We start from the raw sequence: 20252 nt of genomic DNA on the forward strand, positions 1-20252 counted from the left end.
GTGATCGCCGGCCAATGGCGGGCTTCAGTGGAAGTTGCGCCCCTTCGGCATCAGATCCGCCATGGCGCTGCGGCGGGGATGGCCTGGCGGCGGGGCTGCCGGCAGCGGCGCGCGGACAAGCTTTTCGCGTTTCGTCTGGCGTTGATCCACGCCTGGACGGCGTACCTCGTCGGCATGGGCGAGCGTTTCGAAACTCTTCAAGTCTTCCAGCAGCAGGCCGAGCCTGGAACTTGCATCGACCAAATGGTCGGCGACGACATGAATGACGCCGTGCGCCTTTTGCAGACGTCCGCGCAGGCTGACCAGTCGGGCTCCCATGACGATCGGGCGGTAGCGCTCGAACACCTTCGGCCAGACGATGACATTGGCCGTGCCGGTTTCATCTTCGAGCGTCATGAATATTACCCCCTTGGCCGAACCCGGCCTCTGGCGGACCAGCACCAGGCCGGCAATCGCCACCTTGGTGCCATGGGGAAGGGTTTCGAGATCGGCCGCGGATTTCAGCCCTGCACGCTGCATGGCTTCACGCAGAAACGAGACGGGATGGGCTTTCAACGAGAAGGTCAGGCTACGGTAATCGCTCAACACTTCTTCCCCGGGCAGCATGCGTGGCAGGACCATCTCCGTTTCGCGCTGAAGATCATCCTGGGGGGTGCTTTCGAAGAGGGGCAGCACTTCGACCGCCGCATCCCCGTCAAGCGCCTGGGCCGCCCAGAGGGCGTCGCGGCGGCTCAGCCCCAGCGAGGAAAAGCAATCCGCATCGGCGAGCTTCTCGATGACCGCACGTGGCAGTCTTGTGCGCAGCCAGAGATCACGGATGGAATCGTAACCGGCGCCCCGTTTTTCAACCAGATGATCCATGGCCTGTTTCGGCACGCCCTTGATCTGGCGGAAGCCGAGACGGACCGCTTTCTTCGAGCGAATGACCGACGTCATCGATCGATGCCGGCTGGCGATGCGGGCGGGATCGAAGGCGCTTTTCTCCTCCTCATCCGCTTCAAGAAGACAATCCCAGGCGGAATGGTTGACGTCGACGGGACGGATCTCGACGCCGTGTTCGCGCGCATCGCGGACAAGCTGTGCCGGGGCATAAAAACCCATGGGCTGGGAATTGAGGATCGCGGCACAGAAGACATCCGGATAGAAGGCCTTGAACCAGCAGGAGACATAAACCAGCAGGGCGAAGGAGGCCGCATGGCTTTCCGGGAAGCCGTATTCGCCGAAGCCTTCGATCTGGCTGAAGCAGCGGGCGGCGAAATCCGGATCATAGCCATTGGCCACCATGCCCTCGATCATGCGCTTCTGGAAGCTGGAGACCTGGCCGGTACGGCGGAAGGTGGCCATGGCACGGCGCAGCTTGTCGGCCTCTCCCGGGGTGAAGCCGGCAGCCGTGATGGCGATCTGCATGGCCTGCTCCTGGAAAAGGGGGACGCCCAGCGTGCGTTCCAGCACACTGCGCAGTTCATCGCTCGGATAGTCGATCGGCCGGCCGGCCAGCACGTCCTCCCGTCGCTTCAGATAGGGATGAACCATGTTGCCCTGAATGGGACCGGGACGGACGATCGCAACCTCGATGACCAGATCGTAGAAGCGGCGGGGCTTCAATCGCGGCAGCATGCTCATCTGGGCCCGGCTTTCGATCTGGAAAACGCCGATCGTATCGGCACGGCAGATCATGTCGTAGACTTCGGGACGCTGGTCCTCGTTGACCGAGGCGAGTGTCTCCTCGACGCCGTAATGGGCGGACAAGAGCTTGAAGGCCTTGGCAAGGCAGGTGAGCATGCCGAGCGCGAGCACGTCGATCTTCAGGATCTTCAACGTGTCGAGATCGTCCTTGTCCCATTCCACCATATAGCGCCCATCGGCCGTGTTCATGATCGGCACAACCTCGTCCAGCCGGTCGCGGGTGATGACAAAGCCGCCGACATGCTGCGACAGATGGCGGGGAAAGCCCTGCATGGCCTGGGCATAGGTCAAAACGCGGCGGGTCGTCGGATCCTTGAGGTCGAGGCCTGCGGCATTCGCCTGTTCCTCGGTGAAGTCGCTGGTCCACCAGCCCCAGATCGATCCGGCCAGCGCCGATTGTACGTCTTCCGACAGTCCGAAGGCCTTGGCGACTTCGCGGCCGGCAGAGCGGGCGCGGTAGCTGATCACGGCCGCGGTCAGGGCGGCATGCTCCTTTCCATAGGTGTCGTAGATGAAGCGGATCACGTCCTCCCGCTTCTCATGCTCGAAATCGACGTCGATATCCGGTGGCTCGTCGCGTTCGGTGGAGATGAAGCGGTCGAACAGCAGGGTCGTCTTCTGCGGGTCGACCTCGGTGATGCCAAGGCAGAAGCAGACGGCGGAATTGGCGGCCGAGCCGCGCCCCTGGCAGAGGATGCCGGCGTCGCGCGCATGGCAGACGATGCGGTAGACGGTGAGAAAATAGGGCTCGTAACGCTTTTCGGCGATCAGCTTGAGTTCGTAATCGAGGAGACCGAGCACCTTGCGCGGAATGCCCTCCGGATAGCGCTTGCCGGCGCCTTCATAGGTCAGACGGCGCAGTGCGCGTGCGGGAGATTCGCCCTCGAAGATCTCGTCGGGATATTGATGTGACAGCTCGTCCAGAGAAAACTGAAGCCGACTAAAGAAATTGACGTTGTTGTCGAGAGCTTCCGGCCAGGCGCGCAACAGACGGGCCATTTCGGCCGGGCTCTTCAGGTGCCTTTCTGCGTGAGCATGAAGACGAAGCCCTGCTTCGGCGATCGTGACATGCTCGCGGATGGCGACGACCACGTCGGCCACGGGTTTTCGGTCCGGGGCGTGATACAGCGCGTCATTCGTGGCAATCAGCGGGATCCGCAGCCGTCTGGAAATCCCGTCGAGCTCCGCAAACGTCTTCTCGTCGAAACCGTCATGGCGGGGCACGAGCGCCAGATACAGACGATCCCCCAACCGATGACGGATGGAAGAGAGGCTTGCCTCGAAGGCGTCGACATCGGCTTTCTGCGGCATGGAGGGCGGCATGACGACGAACAGGATTTCCTTGTCCCATGCCAGAAGATCCCTTTCCCAGAGCGTGCAGATCCCCTTCTTCGAGCGCAGATTGCCCTCGCTCAGCATGCGGCACAGATTGCCCCATCCCCTGCGGTTCATCGGATAGGCGAGAAGCTCGGGCGTGCCGTCGTCGAAGGCAAGACGGGCACCTGGCCGGAATTCGAGACCGTTCAGTTTGGCGGCCGCATGCAGGCGCACCACGCCGGCGACGGTGTTTCGATCGGCGAGACCGAGACCCGAGAGGCCGAGAAGAAGGGCCCGCTCCACCAGTTCCTCGGCATGGGAGGCTCCCTCCAGGAAGGAGAAGTTGCTGCGCAATCCGATCTCGTAAAAGGGTTGGGTGTTCATGGGCCAGGCCTCATGCGAAGAAGCCCTGGAGGAACCAGTTCGGCGTCACCGTGCGCCGCTCGTAAAGACCTTCGCGATAGAGCCAGAAGCGCTGGCCTTCGGCGTCCTCGATGCGGAAATAGTCCCGTGGCGGGGCATCCTCGCCGTCAACCCACCATTCCGGCGACAGGCGTTCAGGACCTTCCGCCCTGACGACGCGACGCTGGACACGGCGCCAGCGAAAGCTGGCCGGCGGGCCGTCCGGCACGACGGACATGACCTCCACTTCCTCCGGTCGATGAAGCAGGCGCAAGGGGCGCAGCGCACGCATCGGCCGCAGGGATGTCGGCGGCCAGGCCACGGCAAGATCGGTCGTCTTGAGTGCATCGGCGGCCGGCGCGTGGATCGATGCTTTCTCCGGCCAATGGCTGGCCAGCGGCACGGGAAGGCGAAGTGCCCGTTCGCCCAGCCTGGCCGCGACCTGATCAAGGAAACGAGTGAGATCTTCCCGGCCATCCTCTTGGCTGTCGAGAGCGGCCTGGCGGACTTCGAAAGGCTCGCTCAGGAGAACATTCAACCGGACGAGTTCGAAACCAAAACCTGCGTCGAGATCATCATGGATGACGGAAAGCCGTTCCTGGAACAAAGCCCTGATGCGGACGGGATCGCGCAAGGGTGCGGAGGCCCCGACCTCGATGCGAAAGACCTTTCCATCCACCCTGAAGACCAGGAGTTCGAACAAGCGTCCGCCTTCCCCCCGGGCTTCGAGCGACGTCTTCAAACCTGCTGCGAGACGGCCGGCTATATCGAGGATCTGATCCTCGGTCATGATCGGGTCTGCAAGACGTCGTTCGGCCGACAAGATGGGGACGTGCCGCCTGGGTGAAATCGGCTCCCCTTCCCGTCCGAGCGCCTGGTCAAGACGAAGCATGGGTTCCGGGCCGAAGCGACGCGTGATCGGAGGGCGCGGGGCAGGGATGATGTCACCGATGGTCTTCAGGCCGACACGGGCGAGGTTCATCACTGTCTGCGGATCGAGCCTCAGGGCCGAGATCGGCAAAGGGTAGAGTGCAGACACTGCCTCCGCGGGGGCGACGCGACGGGGACCGTCAAAGCGGCTGCAGGCCCGGGCAAGACCCGGCGTCGGGCCGACCGCGATGCGGACCGCAAGACCGAAAGCCGTCATGCGGCGATCGACATCCTCTATCAGCTTTTCCTCACCGCCAAAAAGATGGGCGCAGCCGGTGATATCCAGCATCAGGCCGTCGTCGCCGTCGAGGGCGACCAGCGGCGTATAGCGGTCACACCAGTCAGCGATGGCATCGAGAAGAGCGCGGTCGGCGGCGGGATCCGCCTCGACCACGTCGAGGTTTGCACAGATGGCGCGGGCTTCCGCCAGCCCCTGGCCAGCACGCAGGCCGAAGCCTTCGGCGCTTTCATCCAGCGCCGTGATGCGCATGGCATTGGTCGAACGGCCGGCACAGACCAGGGGCGCGCGCTCAGGATGCGCGGTCGAGGCGGGGGGTAAACGCCAGGAGAGACCCCAGCGACGCCGGGCGATGCGATCGGTCGGGAGCCTTGGGAAAAACAGCGACAGAATGCGGCGATCCGAGGCCTGAGGGTGCGAGCTGTTCGAAAAGGCGAAGGCGGCGGTCATCGGAATTCCACTCCAGAATGAGTTCGGGTGAGCCCGGCATGCGGGATTTTTCAAGTGTGATGCGAAAGACGGGAGACCCGATGCTGCCGCCCAGCAGGGACCCGTCGGCGAGATGCCGCGCCGCCGCCGGCGCGGGTTCGACAGACAGGCGAAGAAGGGCGCTCGATGCTTCTTCTTCGCCGGCCTGACGGAGGGTGAGCAGCCTGCCACCGGTGGCACGTGCCTTGAGGCTCAGGCGCCGGCTCTCGGTGAGGCCGAATTTCTTCGGATTGCCGTGCACTTCGAGAAGCACGGTCGAAAAGGCGCGCGAGGCAAGGGCTGCCTCGGCGAGCCAGAGTGCATCCTCAATGCGGCGGGGCATGGCATGCACCAGGGCGCAGGAGGCCAGGCCGAAATCCAGGAGGCCGGGGGCATAGGCAAGGCCTGCTTCGCGCATCACCTGGTGATCGGCGATTAAGAGCAGCCTTTGCCGGCCGGGATCCTTCGAGTCCGCCGCCATCAGGGCCATGGCCAGGCCGAGACCGGTCACGCTTCCTGCCTGCTGCAGCTTTCGCCCGCGCAGCTCCAGCAATGTGCCGCGGGCCAGCATGTCCCGCATCAGGGTGTCGTAGAGATCCTGCTTTTCGCGCTGTCCGCCGGAATGGACGGATGACGATCCGGCAGTCGTGTCTTGTGCCGTCAGGCGTGCGGCATGATCCGGCTTTCCCTCGATCCGGGCAATCGCCTCCCGCAAGGCAAAAAGCGTCTCGCGCGCCTGAGGGCTCTCGCCCATGACGATCTCTCCTGGTGAATTGTTCTCTATTTGTTCCTTATGGATTCCAGAGCTTTCTAAAAGAGTCAACCGGATTCAGATAAGAATTTATTCCTTGCTTGAATTCACTCTCGAAATGCTGCTGCAAACATCCTATATCTGCGGGCAGTAAGGAGTATCCATGGCCCGCATAGACCAGAGCGAGGATTGGCGCGAACGGCACGCCCCGACGATCAGCACATTCGAGTCGCTGGCGATCGAGGCCTATGGGCACCTGCCCCAGGAGTTTCGCGATCTGAGCCGCGATCTCATCATCGAGATCGCCGATTTTCCCACCGATGAAGTGTTCGAAGACATGGCGCTCGAGACGCCTTTCGACCTGCTCGGCCTGTTCGAAGGACGCGGGATTTCCGAGCGTTTTTCGATGGAAACCGGCATGATGCCGAACCGCATCATCCTCTATCGTCGGCCGATTCTCGATTACTGGGCCGAAAACGAGGAAACGCTGGGTGACATCATCACCCATGTTCTGATCCATGAGATCGGTCACCATTTCGGTCTCTCCGATGACGACATGGAGCGGATCGAGGAAAGCGCCGAAGAGGCCGCTGCCGCCGAGCGGTAATTTCGGCCCATCATCCCAGGGTTTTCAGCCGGCTTGGCCGAACCGGGCCCGGTAGGCGGCGGGGCTGGTTTGCAGCCGGGTGCGGAAATGATGGCGGAGCGTTGCCGGTGTGCCGAAGCCTGAGGCGACCGCGATGTCATCGAGTGACAGGCTTGTCTTGTGCTCCAGCAAGTCACAGGCATGGCGCAGCCGGCGGGTCATCAGGAATTCGCCGGGGCTTTGGCCTGTCAGGTCGCGAAAGCGGCGCTGGAAGGTCCGGCTGCTCATCCCCGCCCGTGCCGCCATTTCGGCGAGTGTCACCTCGCGCTGCAGATTGGCTTCGATCCAGTCGATCAGCGGGCCCATGCGCTGTCCTTCGCGCTCATGTGGCACGGGCCTTACGATGAACTGCGCCTGTCCGCCTTCCCGATGGGGCGGGACCACAAGACGACGGGCAACGCTGTTGGCGGCCTCTGCGCCGAAATCGCGGCGGACGACATGCAGGCAGAGATCGATACCGGCAGCACTGCCGGCGGCCGTCAGGATCTGGCCTTCGTCGACATAGAGCACATCGGGATCGAGATGGATGTCTAGATGCCTTCGTGAAACCTTTTCGGCATAGCGCCAGTGGGTCGTGGCTTTCCGGCCATCAAGGAGGCCGGTCGCGGCCAGCACCGCCACGCCGGAACACAGCGACATCAGGCGCGCACCCCGGGCATGGGCCGCCCGCAGCGCCTCGATCAACGAGGCAGGAACAGGCTCGTCGATCCCCCGCCAGCCCGGAACGACGATCAGGTCTGCCTCTGCCAGAAGTTCCAGCCCGCCTGAAGCGCTAACCGTCAGACCGCCGGCGGCCCTCAGAGGTCCGGGCTCGATCGCAGCCGTCGCGTGGCGATACCAGCGCTCTCCCATTTCCGGTCGCGATAGGCCGAAGACTTCCACGGCAACCCCGAATTCGAAAGTGCAGAGGCCGTCATAGGCGAGGGTGACGACGCGGGGTCCCGTCAGCGTAGAGGAGGGAAAAAGCGATGCCGGCGTCATTGGCGTGATCTTTACGCATGTTGTCATTCACGCCAGTTTTCCAAAATCCTCTGAAAAGGCAAGGTCTCTTCATCAAACATCGAAAGGAGCCTGCCATGCCAAGCCTCGTCAGTGAAATTCCCGCCGCCGATCCCGCCCTCGTCGCGCAGCACTATCAGGCGCGGCTCGCCTTCGAGACGGACTGCTGGGATGTGCATGAGGTGATGAGCCGGGGCGAGGCGGACTTCGTGCTTCTCGACGTGCGCGGACCGAAGCTTTACGAGCGGGGACATGTGCCGGGCGCCATCAACCTGCCGCATGGCAAGATGACCGAACGCAAGATGGCGGAATGGCCCGAGGATACGCTGTTCGTCGTCTATTGCGCCGGGCCGCATTGCAACGGAACCGATCGGGCAGCACTCCGCTTGGCGCGGCTCGGGCGCCGCGTCAAGGTGATGATCGGCGGGATGACCGGCTGGGCCGACGAAGGGTTTGACATCGCAAGCGGGGCCTGATCCTGGCCGCCGGTTCGCTCATCCTGCCAGATGGGCGAACTCGGCAACGACGTCTTCGTAAACGCGGCGCTTGAAGGGCACGATGAGACCCGGCAGGTCCTGCATCGGCTTCCAGGCCCAGGCGTCGAATTCCGCTTCGTGCCCACCGGGCGGCGGGTTGATGGCAATCTCGCTTTCGTCACCTTCGAAGCGGAAGGCGAACCAGCGCTGGGTCTGGCCACGGAACTTGCCCTTCAAGCCGATGCCGATCAGTTCGGCAGGCAGGTCGTAATTGATCCACCGGCTGGCTTCGGCCAACAGCGACACCGTCCTGATGCCGGTTTCCTCGTAGAGTTCGCGCATGGCGGCGGGAAGCGGATCCTCACCCGGGTCGATCCCACCCTGGGGCATCTGCCAGAGCTGCGGCGAACCGTCATACTCGGAATTGCCTTCCGGAATGCGTCTGCCCGACCAGACAAGGCCCTCCCGGTTCAGCACCATGATACCGACACAGGGGCGATAGGGCAGGTCTTCGGCCTTCACCTTGGGCTTCGTGGATTGGGGCTCGGTCATGATGTCCTCAGGGTCTGTTGTCGTTGGCGAGCGCGGAGACGCCGACGAATTCGATGCCGCGGGCAACCGCTTCATCACGCCATTCGGCGACCGCTGCAATCGTTTCATCGAAGGCGGCGCCGACGCCGATTGCCTGGCCGTTGCGTCTTGCGATCCGTTCCAGCTCGTCCAACTTGGAGAGGATTGCCTGGCGATCCACCTGTGCGTCGATCATGACGTCGGCATAGGCATGCGGAAAACCGATCGCCTTGGCGAAATCACCCGACAGGGAGCGCGCTGTCGAGCCGTCGTCGAGAAACATCAGGCCGCGCTTGCCGATATCGCGCATGATCGGGTCCATCGCCTTGTCATCGGAGAGGAAGCGGGCGCCCATATAGTTCATGATGCCGGTGTAGTTGGTGATCTGCGCCATGGCCTGGTGCAGATTGGCGATGTTGGTTGCCGCCGTCTTTTCGGCAAGCAGGGTGCCCCGGCCGGGATCGTTGGCCGGATAGTCGAAGGGTTCCATCGGCACCTGAAGCACGATCTCGTGGCCCTTGCGACGGGCCTCCTGCATCCAGCGCTGCAGGCTGTTGCCGGTCGCGGCAAAGGCAAGCGTGATGTCTTCGGGCAGGTCGCGGATCGCCATCTGGCTGCCGGTCTGGCTGAGCCCGATGCCGCCGATGACGATGGCTATACGGGTTCCCCGCGCTCCCGACCACGGCCGGGCGTAGAAATCCACCGGACGCAGACCCGAGGCGGCGACCGTCGGCAGTTCACCCGTATCGGTCAATTCGATCAGGTCTTCATTGGGCTGGCCGGCCAGTCTCGGGTCCTGCGTCGGGGCGCTCCCAATGATAACCGGACCCGTGCGGGCATTGGGGCTGAACGTGGTGACGACATTGCCATCGGCCGTGGTGGTGCGACGGACCACGGCACCATCGTTCGGGCCGCTGGTCGCGAGGCCGGCCGGCGGATCGGTTGGGCGGCGGTCTGCCGTGTCTTCTGCGACAACAGCCGTTTCCGGGGGACGAGGGGTCAGATTGATCGGCGGTTCGCTGCGCAAGGCCGATGGGGAGAGCGAGGTCCAGGCGGAGAGGCCGACCAGTGTGAGCACGGCAAAGGCAGAGGTGACCGTGGACAGGCCAAAGCGGCTCTTGCGCTCGGATTTGTCCTTTCGCTCCTGACCGAGCGGTGCATGCAGGTCCATGCGAAACTTCCAGTGATGCCGGCGGTGCAGATGCAAAACGACCGCCCCCGCATCTCAGATACGGGGGCGGTCGATGGATGAGTTTTACTGCAGTGCTGCCTTCTGCGGATCAGCCGGGAAGGCCGGATCGGTCTTCACGCCACGCAGCAGGTCGAGTGCATAGTTGAGCTGGACGTCGTCCTTGGCTTCCGGCGGTACGTAAGCGACGGAGCCGGAGCCCTCTTCGTTTTCGTTCTGGCCCTTGATGTGGCCAGGCAATGCCGATTCACCTTCGGTGCGGACCTTGCCCTGGAGCTCTTCCGGAAGCGGTTGTTCGACCGTGATGTCGGGCGCGATGCCCGTACCCTGGATCGAATTGCCCGAGGGCGTGTAGTAGAGCGCCGTCGTCAAGCGCAAAGCGCCCTTGTCACCCATCGGAATGATGGTCTGGACGGAGCCCTTGCCGAAGGAGCGGGTGCCGAGAACGGTCGCACGCTTCAGATCCTGCAGCGCGCCGGCGACGATTTCCGATGCGGAGGCGGAGCCGCCGTTGACAAGAACGATTACCGGCTTGCCGTCGGTCAGATCGCCTGCCGTCGCGTTGAAGCGGCGGGTGTCCTGGGGGTCGCGCGAACGGGTCGAAACCACTTCGCCACGCTCCAGGAAGGCGTCGGACACGTAGATCGCCTGGTCGAGCAGACCGCCCGGGTTGAGGCGAAGGTCGAGAACATAGCCCTTCAGCTTGTCGGCCGGGACTTCCTTCTTGATCTTCTCGATCGCGGCTTCCAGGTCGTCATAGGTCTTCTCGGTGAAGGAGATGACGCGCAGATAACCGACATCGCCCTCGACGCGCGACTTGACGGCGCGGATCGGGATGATTTCGCGGGTGACGGTGATGTCGAGCGGCTTGTCCGCACCCTTGCGCAGGATGGTGAGCTTGATCGGCGTGTTGACCGCGCCGCGCATTTTCTCGACGGCTTCCTCAAGTTTCAGGCCGCGGACGGATTCACCGTTGATCTCGGAGATGAAGTCGCCGGCGAGGATGCCGGCCTTGGCGCCCGGCGTGTCGTCGATCGGGGTGATGACCTTGACGAGTTCTTCTTCCATGGTGACTTCGATACCGATGCCACCGAACTCGCCGCGCGTCTGGGTCTGCATGTCGGCCGCGTCCTTGGCGTTCATGTAGACCGAATGCGGGTCGAGCGAGGTCAGCATGCCGTTGATGGCACTTTCGACCAGCTTGTTCTCATCCGGCGGCGTCACGTATTGGGCGCGAATGCGCTCGAAGACGTCGCCGAAGATTGACAATTCCTTGTAGGTGGAATTTCCCGCCGCCTGGGCCGGGACACCTGCGGAATAGATGACGCTCATCGCGGTTGCGCCCATCAGTGCGCCGACGAGGAGAAGAGAGACCCTACGTATCATTCTGTGCCTTTCCAGAATCGCCTCCGACCCACCAGGGACGGGAATCAACCGGTTTACCGTCTTTCCGAAGTTCAATGTAAAGAGTTGGCCGATCTGTTTCCAGCGCGAATGCTGTCGCACTTGCCACTCTTTTCTCACCCATGGTCGCCAACGGCTCCCCCGAGAGCACGAACTTGCCCTGGCTGGTGCTGATCCGGTCCATACCGGACAGCACCATATGGTAGCCGTCGCCCGTGTTCAGAATGATCATCTGGCCGTAGCTTCGGAAATTTCCAGCAAACACCACCCATGCATCGGCCGGTGCGGTGACCAGCGCGCCGGGCTGAGAGGCAATCACGATGCCCTGTGCCTGGTGGCCTGTCCCGTCCGGATCGCCGAACTGACGCAGGGTTTCGCCGGCAACCGGCAAGTCCAGTTTCTGCTTCAGTTCGGAGAAAGGATATGCTGGCGCAATGCGGTTTTTATCGGGCAGTCCGGACTGGGCGAGCTCCAGCGCACGGGCCCTCTGCTCCTCGCTCATCTGGTTGCGCCTGGCCTCTTCGGCGCGGGCCAGCTCGGCTGCCTGACGAACGGAGGTGATCTCGCTTTCGAGCGAGCGGATGAGGGCTTCCATGGTCGAAGCGCGCTCGGCAAGTGCTTCCGATTGCTTGCGTTCCGCCTGCAGCTGGAGCGAATTGGTGCGGGCGAGGCGCTCGTTTTCCGCTACCAGAAGATCCATGCGCCGCTCTTCTTCCTGGCGGTTGGCGATGGCCGCCACCAGGCCGTCCATTTCCTTCTTGCCGGCGTCGCGCAGCGCTATCAACTCTTCGAGATCGGCGGCCAGCTTGTCCGTCTCATGGCGGATGCCGGGCACGACGGCACCGAGCAGAATGGCTGTCCGGACCGAGCCCAGCGCATCCTCGGGGCTGACGAGAAGGGCCGGCGGCGGGTTGCGCCCCATGCGCTGCAGAGCGGCCAGAACTTCTGCGAGCACAGCCCGACGTTCCCTGAAGGAGCCACGGATCTGGTCTTCACGCAGGCCGATATCGGCGAGCCGCTTTTCGCCTTCGCTGATCTGCTTTTCGATGTCCTTGCGACGCTTGGCGGAGTCGATCAGTGCGGTCTTCAGGCTCAGGGCCGTCTTCTCCAGCTCCGCTATGCTCTTCTCGAGCTCGCTCGCCTTTTCTTCCGAGAGCTTCATGCTGGCTGCGATTTCCTGCAGCTCGGAACTCACCTGGTCGCGCTTGGCGCGCAGTTCCAGTGCCGGGTCGGGGGGCGGAGCCGATACGATGCGGTCACCCGCAGTCACCGGCGCCGTCGGCAGCGCGCCGGTGGTTGTGCCAGCATCCGCAGGCGATCCTGGCCCGACAACCGGAGGCGTGTTCTGTTGCGCACGGGTTGAAAGCGGTGATGCGGACGCCATAAGTGCTGCCAGAACACAGGCCGCCGTCAAGCCAGCCTTGCGGCGGCTGCCCTCGATCAGACTTGCGTTTTCATTGGCTGCAGTGGGCAAGGGCTTCATCCGGTTCGGCGGGAAAATACGCTGATTTGCGCACAAGGCAAAGCATTGCTCGCCAGGTGGCAACCCTGCGCTCAAACGCGATGATAGGGATGTCCCGTCAGGATGGTCACGGCGCGATAAAGCTGCTCGGCGATCAGGATGCGCACCAACTGGTGCGGCCAGGTGAGTTTGCCGAGATTGAGGACGAGTCGGGCGCGATCGCGCAGATCCGGATCGATGCCATCGGCGCCACCGATGACGAAGGCCATGTCGCGCTGGCCGTTATCGGCGGCATCGCCCACGAACTTTGCAAACTCGGCGCTGTCGAAGGCCTTGCCGCGCTCGTCGAGGACGACAATGAGCGCGCCATCGGGGATCTGGCGGGAAAGCTCCTGGCCTTCCTCGCGCTTTCTCGTGTCGGCATTGCCGGCGCGGCTTTCGGTCAACTCGACCGAGCGGGTGAATTCCAGGCCGCATTGCGGTCCGGCCTTGGCGAAGCGGTCCAGATAGCGGGACGCGAGTTCCTTCTCCGGCCCGGCTTTCAGCCGGCCCACGGCATAGATGCCTATCTTCATGCGGGCAGTCCCTGGTTCAGGTCACAAAACCATCTCTATCGGCAGGAAGAGACCCGCCGTGTCAATTCGGCTTCGGGACCGTCCACCGGACGGCCGGCCGTTTTCAGTGCAGGCGATCCTCGATGTCCGGAGCGGCCCACATCTTTTCGATGTTGTAGAACTCGCGGATTTCGGGTCGGAACACATGCACGATGATGTCTCCCGTGTCGATCAGGACCCAGTCACCGGTCTCCAGGCCTTCGACGCGGGCGGAGCCCAGGCCTTCGTCCTTGAGGTCGGAAATCAGGTGTTCGCTGATCGCCGTCACATGACGGTTCGAGCGTCCGGACACGACCACCATGTAGTCGCCCAGGGCCGATTTGCCGGCAATGTTGATGGAGACAATATCTTCTGCCTTCGAGTCCTCGAGGCTTGCGAGGACCAGCTCAAGTGCGCGGGCTGCGGCATCGGCGCCACGTTCCACGCTCTTCGGGATAACGCGGGGTGCGCGTCCCTTGGTGTGTACTGTTGTCAGAGTTCGTCCTTTCCTTGGAATAACAGAACAGCACGTCTGCGATTCTCATAACTTCGATCGCCACCAAAAGGTGGCATCGATCCAATAAAGTTTCAAGGCATGGTCGAAAAGGTGCAAGGATTGGACCTTCACGATGTCTTCGGTGCGCCAGCGGCGCGGATCGCCGATGAGCTCAAGGTGGAGCGGGGGCCATGGATGAAGGTCCAGGCCGGTGCCCGCTTCTGCCAGAGAACGCCGGCATCCTCCTCATCTATGCGTGCATAGTCGAAGGTGCGTGCCATCTTCGAGGAGAGATAGGCGAGTGTCGACCCAGGGCGGTCGATCACGGCGATCGGGAAGGTCGTGGCGATCTTTTGCCAGCGCTGCCAGCGATGGAAGCCGGCGAGATTGTCGGCACCCATGATCCAGATGAAATGCACATTCCGATTGCGGGCGCGAATGAAGTCCAGCGTGCGGGCGGTGTAGCTCGTGCCGAGCGTCTTTTCGAAGGCGGTCACCTTGATCCTGGGATCAGACGCCATGGCTTCGCACGATGCGAGGCGCTCTGCGAGCGGGGCAAGTTCCCGGCGGCTTTTCAAGGGGTTGCCCGGCGTCACCAGCCACCAGAGCTGATCGAGACCGAGGCGCCGCAGGGCAATCTCGGCGACCAGCACATGGCCCTGGTGCGGCGGATTGAAGGAGCCGCCGAACAGGCCGACCACCATGCCGCGCTCGACATGCGGCATCACGAGATGGCGATGGGCGAGCGCCTCGTCCGCCACGTCAGGGACGGACCTGGCCGTTGCCGCGCACGCGGTATTTGAAGGATGTCAGCTGCTCGACGCCGACGGGGCCGCGCGCATGCATCTTGCCGGTCGCAATGCCGATTTCCGCACCCATGCCGAATTCGCCGCCATCGGCGAACTGGGTCGAGGCATTGTGCAGCAGGATCGCAGAGTCGATCTCGTTGAAGAAACGTTCGACCACTTGCGGATCTTCGGCGATCACCGCTTCGGTGTGGTTCGATGAATAACGGGCGATATGATCAATGGCACCGCCGATGCCGTCTACGACTGCGACCGAGATCACCGCGTCGAGATATTCGGTGCGCCAGTCCTCTTCTGTTGCGGCCTTGAGGCCTGGAATGATGCGCAGCACTGTGGCCGAGGCGCGGATCTCGCAGCCGGCTTCGGTCAGCGCCTCGATCAGGGGCTGGAGATGGGTGGCAATCGCCGCGCTGTCGACCAGCAGCGTCTCGGCGGCACCACAAATGCCGGTGCGGCGCATCTTGGCGTTGACGACGATCTTCTTTGCCATGTCGAGATCGGCGGAGCCGTCGACATAGACGTGGCAGAGACCTTCGAGATGGGCGAAGACCGGGACGCGGGCTTCCTGCTGGACGCGCGCCACAAGGCTCTTGCCGCCACGGGGCACGATCACATCGATCGAGCCTTCGAGACCCGACAGAAGCGCGCCGACGGCTGCACGATCGGTGGTCGGAACCAGCTGGATCGCATCGGCCGGCAGGCCGGCGGAAACGAGGCCCTTAACCAGGCAGGCATGGATAGCGCGCGATGAATTGGCCGAATCCGAGCCACCGCGCAGGATAACGGCATTGCCAGCCTTGAGGCAGAGAGCCCCGGCATCGGCCGTGACGTTGGGGCGGCTTTCATAGATGACGCCGATGACGCCCAGCGGCGTGCGGACGCGCTCGATATGCAGGCCGTTCGGGCGGTCCCATTCGGTGATGACGGTGCCGACGGGATCCGGCAGTTCGGCAATCTCGCGCATCGACTGGGCGATGGCCGCAACCCGGGCGGAATTCAAGGTCAGGCGGTCGATGAAGGATGCGGCAACGCCGGATTCTGCGGCATTCTTCAGGTCGATCGCATTGGCGGCAAGGATCTCGGCCTCGGCCTTCACCAGGGCATCAGCCATGGCAAGCAGCGCCTTGTTCTTCGCCTCCGTGGACGCGATCGCCAGCGGACGGGCGGCTGCGCGGGCACGGCGACCGATGTCGAGCATCAGGCCATCGACGGAATTCTGGTTCGACACGGTATCAAGCATGGGCTGCATCCTTCCGGTCGCCGGCGTTAGCGCCGCGCTGGCCGAGTTCTGTCATGACGAGATCGTCGCGATGGATCATCGCAGCGCGGCCGGCATAGCCGAGGATCTTCTCGATCTCGTTGGATTTGCGTCCGCAGATGCGGCGTGCCTCGTCGGCATCGTAACCTGCCAGCCCGCGGGCGATCTCGCGGCCCTCGGTCGTGACGATCGAGACGGTGTCGCCGCGATGAAAGGCGCCGGATACGGAGCGAACGCCCGCCGGCAGAAGGCTTTTGCCAGAGCGCAGCGCGCCTTCAGCGCCGTTGTCGACCTGAAGCGTACCGGCCGGCTGGAGCTGACCGGCAATCCAGGTCTTGCGCGCCGTGACCGGGGACTTGGACGCGGCAAACCAGGAATGGCGGGCGCCATTCTCGATGGCCGAGAGCGGATTCATGGTCTTGCCGGAGGCGATGATCATGGCGCAGCCGGCGCTGGTCGCGATCTTGCCAGCGTCGATCTTGGTGCGCATGCCGCCGCGTGACAGTTCCGACGCTGCCCCTCCGGCCATGGCTTCGATGGCGGGGGTGATTTCGTTTATCGTATCGAGGAACTGCGCGGTCGGGTCGATATGGGGCGGCGCCGTATAAAGGCCGTCGATGTCGGAGAGCAGGACGAGCAGGTCAGCACCGGCCATGGTGGCAACGCGCGCGGCCAGGCGATCGTTGTCGCCATAGCGGATCTCGGTCGTCGCTACCGTATCGTTCTCGTTGATGATCGGCACGGCACCGATCTTCAGGAGTTGATTGAGGGTGGCGCGGGCATTGAGATAACGGCGGCGCTCCTCGGTATCACCCAGCGTCAGCAGGATCTGGCCGGCGACGATCTGGTGGCGCGAGAGGCTTTCAGACCAGTGGCGGGCCAGCGCAATCTGGCCGACAGCGGCACAGGCCTGGCTCTCTTCGAGCTTCAGCGCGCCCGAGGGCATGTCGAGTACGGTGCGGCCGAGCGCGATCGCGCCCGAGGAGACAACGAGAACATCGGTGCCGCGGGCCTTGAGCGCGGCGATGTCATCGCAGATCGCGTCGAGCCAGGGCTTGCGAATGCCTGAGCCACGATCGACCAGCAAAGCGGAGCCGATCTTGATAACGACACGCTTGACGCGGGAGAGCGAACGGAGCCTGGTGGACATCAGTCGTCGCCTTCTCCGTCGAGCCCAGGGTCCAGGCTGCCGTCTTCGTCCCGCTTGTGGCGATTCTTTTCACGCTTTTCCGGTAGCGGCAGGTTGCCCTGGGCGGCGACGATGACATCGCGGAGTGCGCGCAACGCGTCCGTCATGCCCTTGTTGGTGACTGCCGACAGAAGAAGCGGCGTCTGGCCGCAGGCCTTCTTCAGTTCCGTCGCCTTCTTCTTCAGTTCCGCTTCATCGAGCACGTCGATCTGCGAGAGGGCCACGATCTCGGGCTTGTCTTCGAGGCCGCCGCCATAGGCATCGAGCTCGTGACGCACGGTCTTGTAGGCCTTGCCCACCTTTTCTTCCTGGGCGGAGACGAGGTGCAGGAGCACGCGGGTGCGCTCCACATGGCCGAGGAAGCGGTCGCCGATGCCGACCCCTTCATGCGCGCCTTCGATCAGGCCGGGAATGTCGGCGAGGATGAACTCGCGGTCGTCGATGGTGGCAACGCCGAGGTTCGGATGCAGCGTGGTGAAGGGATAGTTGGCGATCTTCGGCCGTGCACGCGTGACGGATGCCAAGAAGGTAGACTTGCCGGCATTGGGCAGGCCGACAAGGCCGGCATCGGCGATCAGCTTCAGCCGCAGCCAGACGGTTTTTTCCTCGCCTTCGAGGCCGGGGTTTGCCCAATCGGGCGCCTGGTTGGTCGAAGTCTTGAAATGGGCATTGCCGAAACCGCCATTGCCGCCCTTGGCGATGCGGAAGCGCTGGCCTTCGACCGTCATGTCGACGATCAGGGTCTCGTTGTCTTCCTCGAAGATCTGCGTGCCGACGGGAACCTTCAGCGTCACGTCTTCGCCATTGGCGCCGGTGCGGTTTCGACCCATGCCATGCGTGCCGGTCTTGGCCTTGAAATGCTGCTGGAAGCGGAAGTCGATGAGCGTGTTCAGGCCGTTGACGGCCTCCACCCAGACATCACCGCCCCGGCCGCCGTCGCCACCGTCCGGTCCGCCAAACTCGATGAACTTTTCGCGCCGAAACGATACAGCGCCGGCGCCACCGTCGCCCGAGCGAATATATACCTTAGCCTCGTCGAGAAATTTCATCTTGCTGCCGTCAATTCTTCTGTCAGGTTCTGCGCGGAGAGTTGCGGCCATCGATATAGCCGCTTGAAGCGGAGGTCAAAGAGTATCGTGAAGTTCGTCAGCTACAACATCCAGTATGGCTTCGGTCAGGACGGTTGTTTCGACCCTGTTCGAATCGCAGATAGCATCCGCGATGCCGATGTGATTGCGCTGCAGGAGGTCACGCGCGGATACAGCCGAAACGATCATGCCGATCTGGTCGAGATCTTTTCCGCACAGTTTCCCGATTACTTTGCGGCCTTCGGGGCAGCCTGCGACGTGCTGGTGGATCACACCGTCGCCGATGGCCGGCTGCGCGAGCGGCGCTTCCAGTTCGGCAATATGGTGCTGTCGCGCTTCCCGATTCGCGCCACCCGCAACCTGCTGCTGCCGCGTAACCGCACCTTCGACAAGCTGAACCTCCAGCGGGGTGCGCTGGAGACGGTCATCGACGCGCCAGGCGGGGCGTTGCGGGTATATTCGGTCCATCTCGACCATGTCTCCCCGGACGAACGCATCGCGCAGATCGCCTTTCTCAAGGAGCGTGTCTGCGGCTATCTCTCCGAGGGAGGGGCACTGACGGGTGCGATCGAGTTCGCGGTTTCGGATCCGCCGCTGCCGGAGGACTTTGTCATCATGGGCGATTTCAACATGGAGCCGGAGAGCCCCGAATACATCGCCATGGTCGGGCGCAACGACGCCTATTACGGACGCGCGCCGAGGGCGGGATTTCCGACCGATGCCGAAGCATATCTCAAGGCCCGTCCCGAGGGCGGTCATAGCTGGATCAGCGAGGACGGTTCGCGGCGTATGCATCTCGACTACTGCTTCGTCAGTGGTGGTCTGGTTTCCCGGCTCAAGACCTGCCGGGTGGACGTGTCGGCCGTGGGATCTGACCATCTGCCTGTTTGGGTTGAGCTTAGGGAGTAGTGGCTCCGGGCGACGAGCGCCCGGAGTATTGCTGGCTATGCTTCTCGTCGTCTGCCTGAAAAATCCGTCAGGCTAAGGCGCGTCTCAACGAGCGGCACCATCTGTCCGCGCGCTTTCGAGTAGACGTCACGCACCCCGATGATGCGGAAGCCGCGGCCTTCCAGCACCCGGAGCGAAGCCGGGTTGTCGGCAAAGGCGCCGCTTGCGATCTCGACCCCGGGCATACGGCGAAAGAAGCGCTCAAGAGCTGCCTCGACCGCTTCGGACATGATGCCCTTGCCCCAATAGAAGCGGTTCAGCCAGTATCCCAGGTGCCAGAGGCCATGGCGGACTTCCAGCGAGACGACGCCGACATGCACCCCATCCAAGGTGATGGCGAAGTGCCAATCCGGCTTCAGGCCTGCGGTCACCATGTTGAGCCAATCGCGCCCATCCTCCCGATCATAGGGAACGGGTACGCGGGTCAGCATGCGGGCGACGGCGAAATCGCCGAGCGAGTTGGCGATGGCGTCCGCATCCTGCATCCGGTGCGGGCGCAGGACGAGCCGTTGGGTTTCGATGACCGGGCAGGGGCCCGGCATTGTCGGTGCCGTGACCGGTCTTTCGGCCAGCATCGCGCTCATCGCATTTCCCCCCAGCTCTTCAGGGACAACCAGGTCTTGCGGTCGAGCCTGTACCATTCGACGGGCACAGTGCCGCCCATGGCGAGGTTGCCGACCATGCCGGTGCCCTGGAACTGGAAGCCGCACTTCTGGATGACACGGCGCGAGGCGATGTTGGTCACCCGGCAGCGCGCATCGATGCGGGAAACCCATTCGCGGGTGCGGAAGGCCATGTCGATCAACGCATGGGTTGCTTCCGTCGCATAACCCTTGTTCCAGTAGGGTTCGCCCAGCCAATAGCCCATTTCCAGGATGGTATCGTCGGCCGGATTGGGCTCCAGCGCGCAGCAGCCGAGAAACTCGCCATTGTCCGCTTTCGTGATGGCATAGACGCACTTGCCAATCTCGCCGATATTCGTGCGTCGCACGAAGTCGGCCGCGTCTTTTGCCGTGTAGGGATGCGGCATGCGCGCCACCATGGTGGCGATGGCGGCGTTGTTGGCGAGATGGGCAAGGGCGTCGATGTCTTCGATGTGGGGTGCGCGCAGGACCAGCCTTTGCGACAACAAGACAGGGCAATCGCTCCTCGGCCGATCGGGCCTTGGCCGCTCTTCGGGCGACCGTGACTGGTCATCCCTCATCAATAAGCTTTCCATGGTTCAGTCTCCTTCGTTGGACAAGAAAAAAGGGGAGATGGCGCCCCATCTCCCCTTTTTTCTAGACTGAACCTGGTGCGGTCAGCCGGGTCGATGAGACGCCGGCTGTTTTAGAGC

General features: G+C 63.2%; 19 protein-coding genes. 3 read left to right on the forward strand and 16 right to left on the reverse strand.

Annotated elements, in window-relative coordinates:
* Positions 1-24 precede the first annotated feature (24 nt).
* The 3 genes from H6M51_RS06590 to H6M51_RS24585 are packed head-to-tail and all read right to left on the reverse strand — an operon-like array spanning position 25 to position 5795.
* Positions 25-3387 (reverse strand): error-prone DNA polymerase, encoded by a 3363-nt coding sequence (locus H6M51_RS06590; RefSeq protein WP_185809094.1) that lies wholly within the window; start codon positions 3385-3387, stop codon positions 25-27.
* 10 nt (positions 3388-3397) lie between these two features.
* On the reverse strand, positions 3398-4966 hold the full coding sequence (locus H6M51_RS06595) for a DNA polymerase Y family protein (protein WP_348644428.1): 1569 nt from the start codon (positions 4964-4966) through the stop codon (positions 3398-3400).
* Positions 4866-5795, reverse strand: a complete 930-nt coding sequence (locus tag H6M51_RS24585) for a hypothetical protein (protein ID WP_246780426.1) — start codon at positions 5793-5795, stop codon at positions 4866-4868. Before H6M51_RS24585 ends, H6M51_RS06595 begins: the two co-directional genes overlap by 101 nt.
* A 160-nt stretch (positions 5796-5955) precedes the next feature.
* On the opposite strand from H6M51_RS24585, the gene H6M51_RS06600 reads away from it, so the two are divergent.
* The gene (locus tag H6M51_RS06600; RefSeq protein ID WP_054150240.1) at positions 5956-6399 is read left to right on the forward strand and encodes a metallopeptidase family protein; all 444 of its coding nucleotides are present in this window, start codon (positions 5956-5958) and stop codon (positions 6397-6399) included.
* 24 nt (positions 6400-6423) lie between these two features.
* Here the strand turns inward: H6M51_RS06600 and ftrA are convergent, their stop codons facing one another.
* Positions 6424-7446 carry a transcriptional regulator FtrA gene (gene ftrA, locus H6M51_RS06605; RefSeq protein ID WP_185809096.1) on the reverse strand — a complete coding sequence of 341 codons (1023 nt, stop codon included), beginning with the start codon at positions 7444-7446 and terminating at the stop codon, positions 6424-6426.
* A gap of 68 nt (positions 7447-7514) precedes the next feature.
* On the opposite strand from ftrA, the gene H6M51_RS06610 reads away from it, so the two are divergent.
* Entirely contained in the window at positions 7515-7913 is a 399-nt protein-coding gene (locus H6M51_RS06610; protein WP_185809097.1) for a rhodanese-like domain-containing protein, read from the forward strand.
* Between the two features lie 18 nt (positions 7914-7931).
* On the opposite strand, the gene H6M51_RS06615 is transcribed toward H6M51_RS06610, so the two are convergent.
* The 10 genes from H6M51_RS06615 to obgE all read right to left on the reverse strand — a co-directional run bounded on the left by H6M51_RS06615 (position 7932) and on the right by obgE (position 17929).
* Positions 7932-8465: an RNA pyrophosphohydrolase gene (locus tag H6M51_RS06615; protein ID WP_185809098.1), complete on the reverse strand. Its 534-nt coding sequence runs from the start codon at positions 8463-8465 to the stop codon at positions 7932-7934.
* A gap of 7 nt (positions 8466-8472) precedes the next feature.
* Positions 8473-9654, reverse strand: a complete 1182-nt coding sequence (locus H6M51_RS06620; protein WP_185809099.1) for a divergent polysaccharide deacetylase family protein — start codon at positions 9652-9654, stop codon at positions 8473-8475.
* 84 nt (positions 9655-9738) lie between these two features.
* The gene (locus H6M51_RS06625) at positions 9739-11058 is read right to left on the reverse strand and encodes a S41 family peptidase (protein WP_185809100.1); all 1320 of its coding nucleotides are present in this window, start codon (positions 11056-11058) and stop codon (positions 9739-9741) included.
* Positions 11048-12559, reverse strand: a complete 1512-nt coding sequence (locus H6M51_RS06630; protein WP_407073560.1) for a murein hydrolase activator EnvC family protein — start codon at positions 12557-12559, stop codon at positions 11048-11050. Before H6M51_RS06630 ends, H6M51_RS06625 begins: the two co-directional genes overlap by 11 nt.
* 71 nt (positions 12560-12630) lie before the next feature.
* Positions 12631-13113 carry a 23S rRNA (pseudouridine(1915)-N(3))-methyltransferase RlmH gene (rlmH, locus tag H6M51_RS06635; protein ID WP_185809101.1) on the reverse strand — a complete coding sequence of 161 codons (483 nt, stop codon included), beginning with the start codon at positions 13111-13113 and terminating at the stop codon, positions 12631-12633.
* A gap of 103 nt (positions 13114-13216) precedes the next feature.
* Positions 13217-13648, reverse strand: coding sequence for a ribosome silencing factor (rsfS, locus tag H6M51_RS06640; RefSeq protein ID WP_185809349.1), 432 nt, complete (start codon positions 13646-13648; stop codon positions 13217-13219).
* Positions 13649-13755: 107 nt separating this feature from the next.
* Positions 13756-14352 carry a nicotinate-nucleotide adenylyltransferase gene (locus H6M51_RS06645; protein ID WP_210314751.1) on the reverse strand — a complete coding sequence of 199 codons (597 nt, stop codon included), beginning with the start codon at positions 14350-14352 and terminating at the stop codon, positions 13756-13758.
* 37 nt (positions 14353-14389) lie between these two features.
* Positions 14390-15673 carry a glutamate-5-semialdehyde dehydrogenase gene (locus tag H6M51_RS06650; RefSeq protein WP_185809103.1) on the reverse strand — a complete coding sequence of 428 codons (1284 nt, stop codon included), beginning with the start codon at positions 15671-15673 and terminating at the stop codon, positions 14390-14392.
* A complete protein-coding gene (proB, locus tag H6M51_RS06655; protein ID WP_185809104.1) occupies positions 15666-16841 on the reverse strand; it encodes a glutamate 5-kinase in 1176 nt (391 codons plus the stop codon). The genes H6M51_RS06650 and proB overlap by 8 nt, the downstream gene beginning before the upstream one ends.
* Positions 16841-17929 carry a GTPase ObgE gene (obgE, locus tag H6M51_RS06660; RefSeq protein WP_185809105.1) on the reverse strand — a complete coding sequence of 363 codons (1089 nt, stop codon included), beginning with the start codon at positions 17927-17929 and terminating at the stop codon, positions 16841-16843. The genes proB and obgE overlap by 1 nt, the downstream gene beginning before the upstream one ends.
* 87 nt (positions 17930-18016) lie before the next feature.
* On the opposite strand from obgE, the gene H6M51_RS06665 reads away from it, so the two are divergent.
* Positions 18017-18877, forward strand: a complete 861-nt coding sequence (locus tag H6M51_RS06665) for an endonuclease/exonuclease/phosphatase family protein (protein ID WP_185809106.1) — start codon at positions 18017-18019, stop codon at positions 18875-18877.
* 35 nt (positions 18878-18912) lie between these two features.
* On the opposite strand, the gene H6M51_RS06670 is transcribed toward H6M51_RS06665, so the two are convergent.
* Together H6M51_RS06670 and H6M51_RS06675 are read right to left on the reverse strand one after the other, a co-directional pair.
* A complete protein-coding gene (locus H6M51_RS06670) occupies positions 18913-19500 on the reverse strand; it encodes a GNAT family N-acetyltransferase (RefSeq protein WP_185809107.1) in 588 nt (195 codons plus the stop codon).
* Entirely contained in the window at positions 19497-20135 is a 639-nt protein-coding gene (locus H6M51_RS06675) for a GNAT family N-acetyltransferase (RefSeq protein ID WP_185809108.1), read from the reverse strand. The genes H6M51_RS06670 and H6M51_RS06675 overlap by 4 nt, the downstream gene beginning before the upstream one ends.
* Positions 20136-20252: the final 117 nt, after the last annotated feature.

The sequence above is a fragment of the Rhizobium sp. AQ_MP genome, from assembly GCF_014237835.1.
In the GTDB taxonomy this organism is placed as follows: domain Bacteria; phylum Pseudomonadota; class Alphaproteobacteria; order Rhizobiales; family Rhizobiaceae; genus Allorhizobium.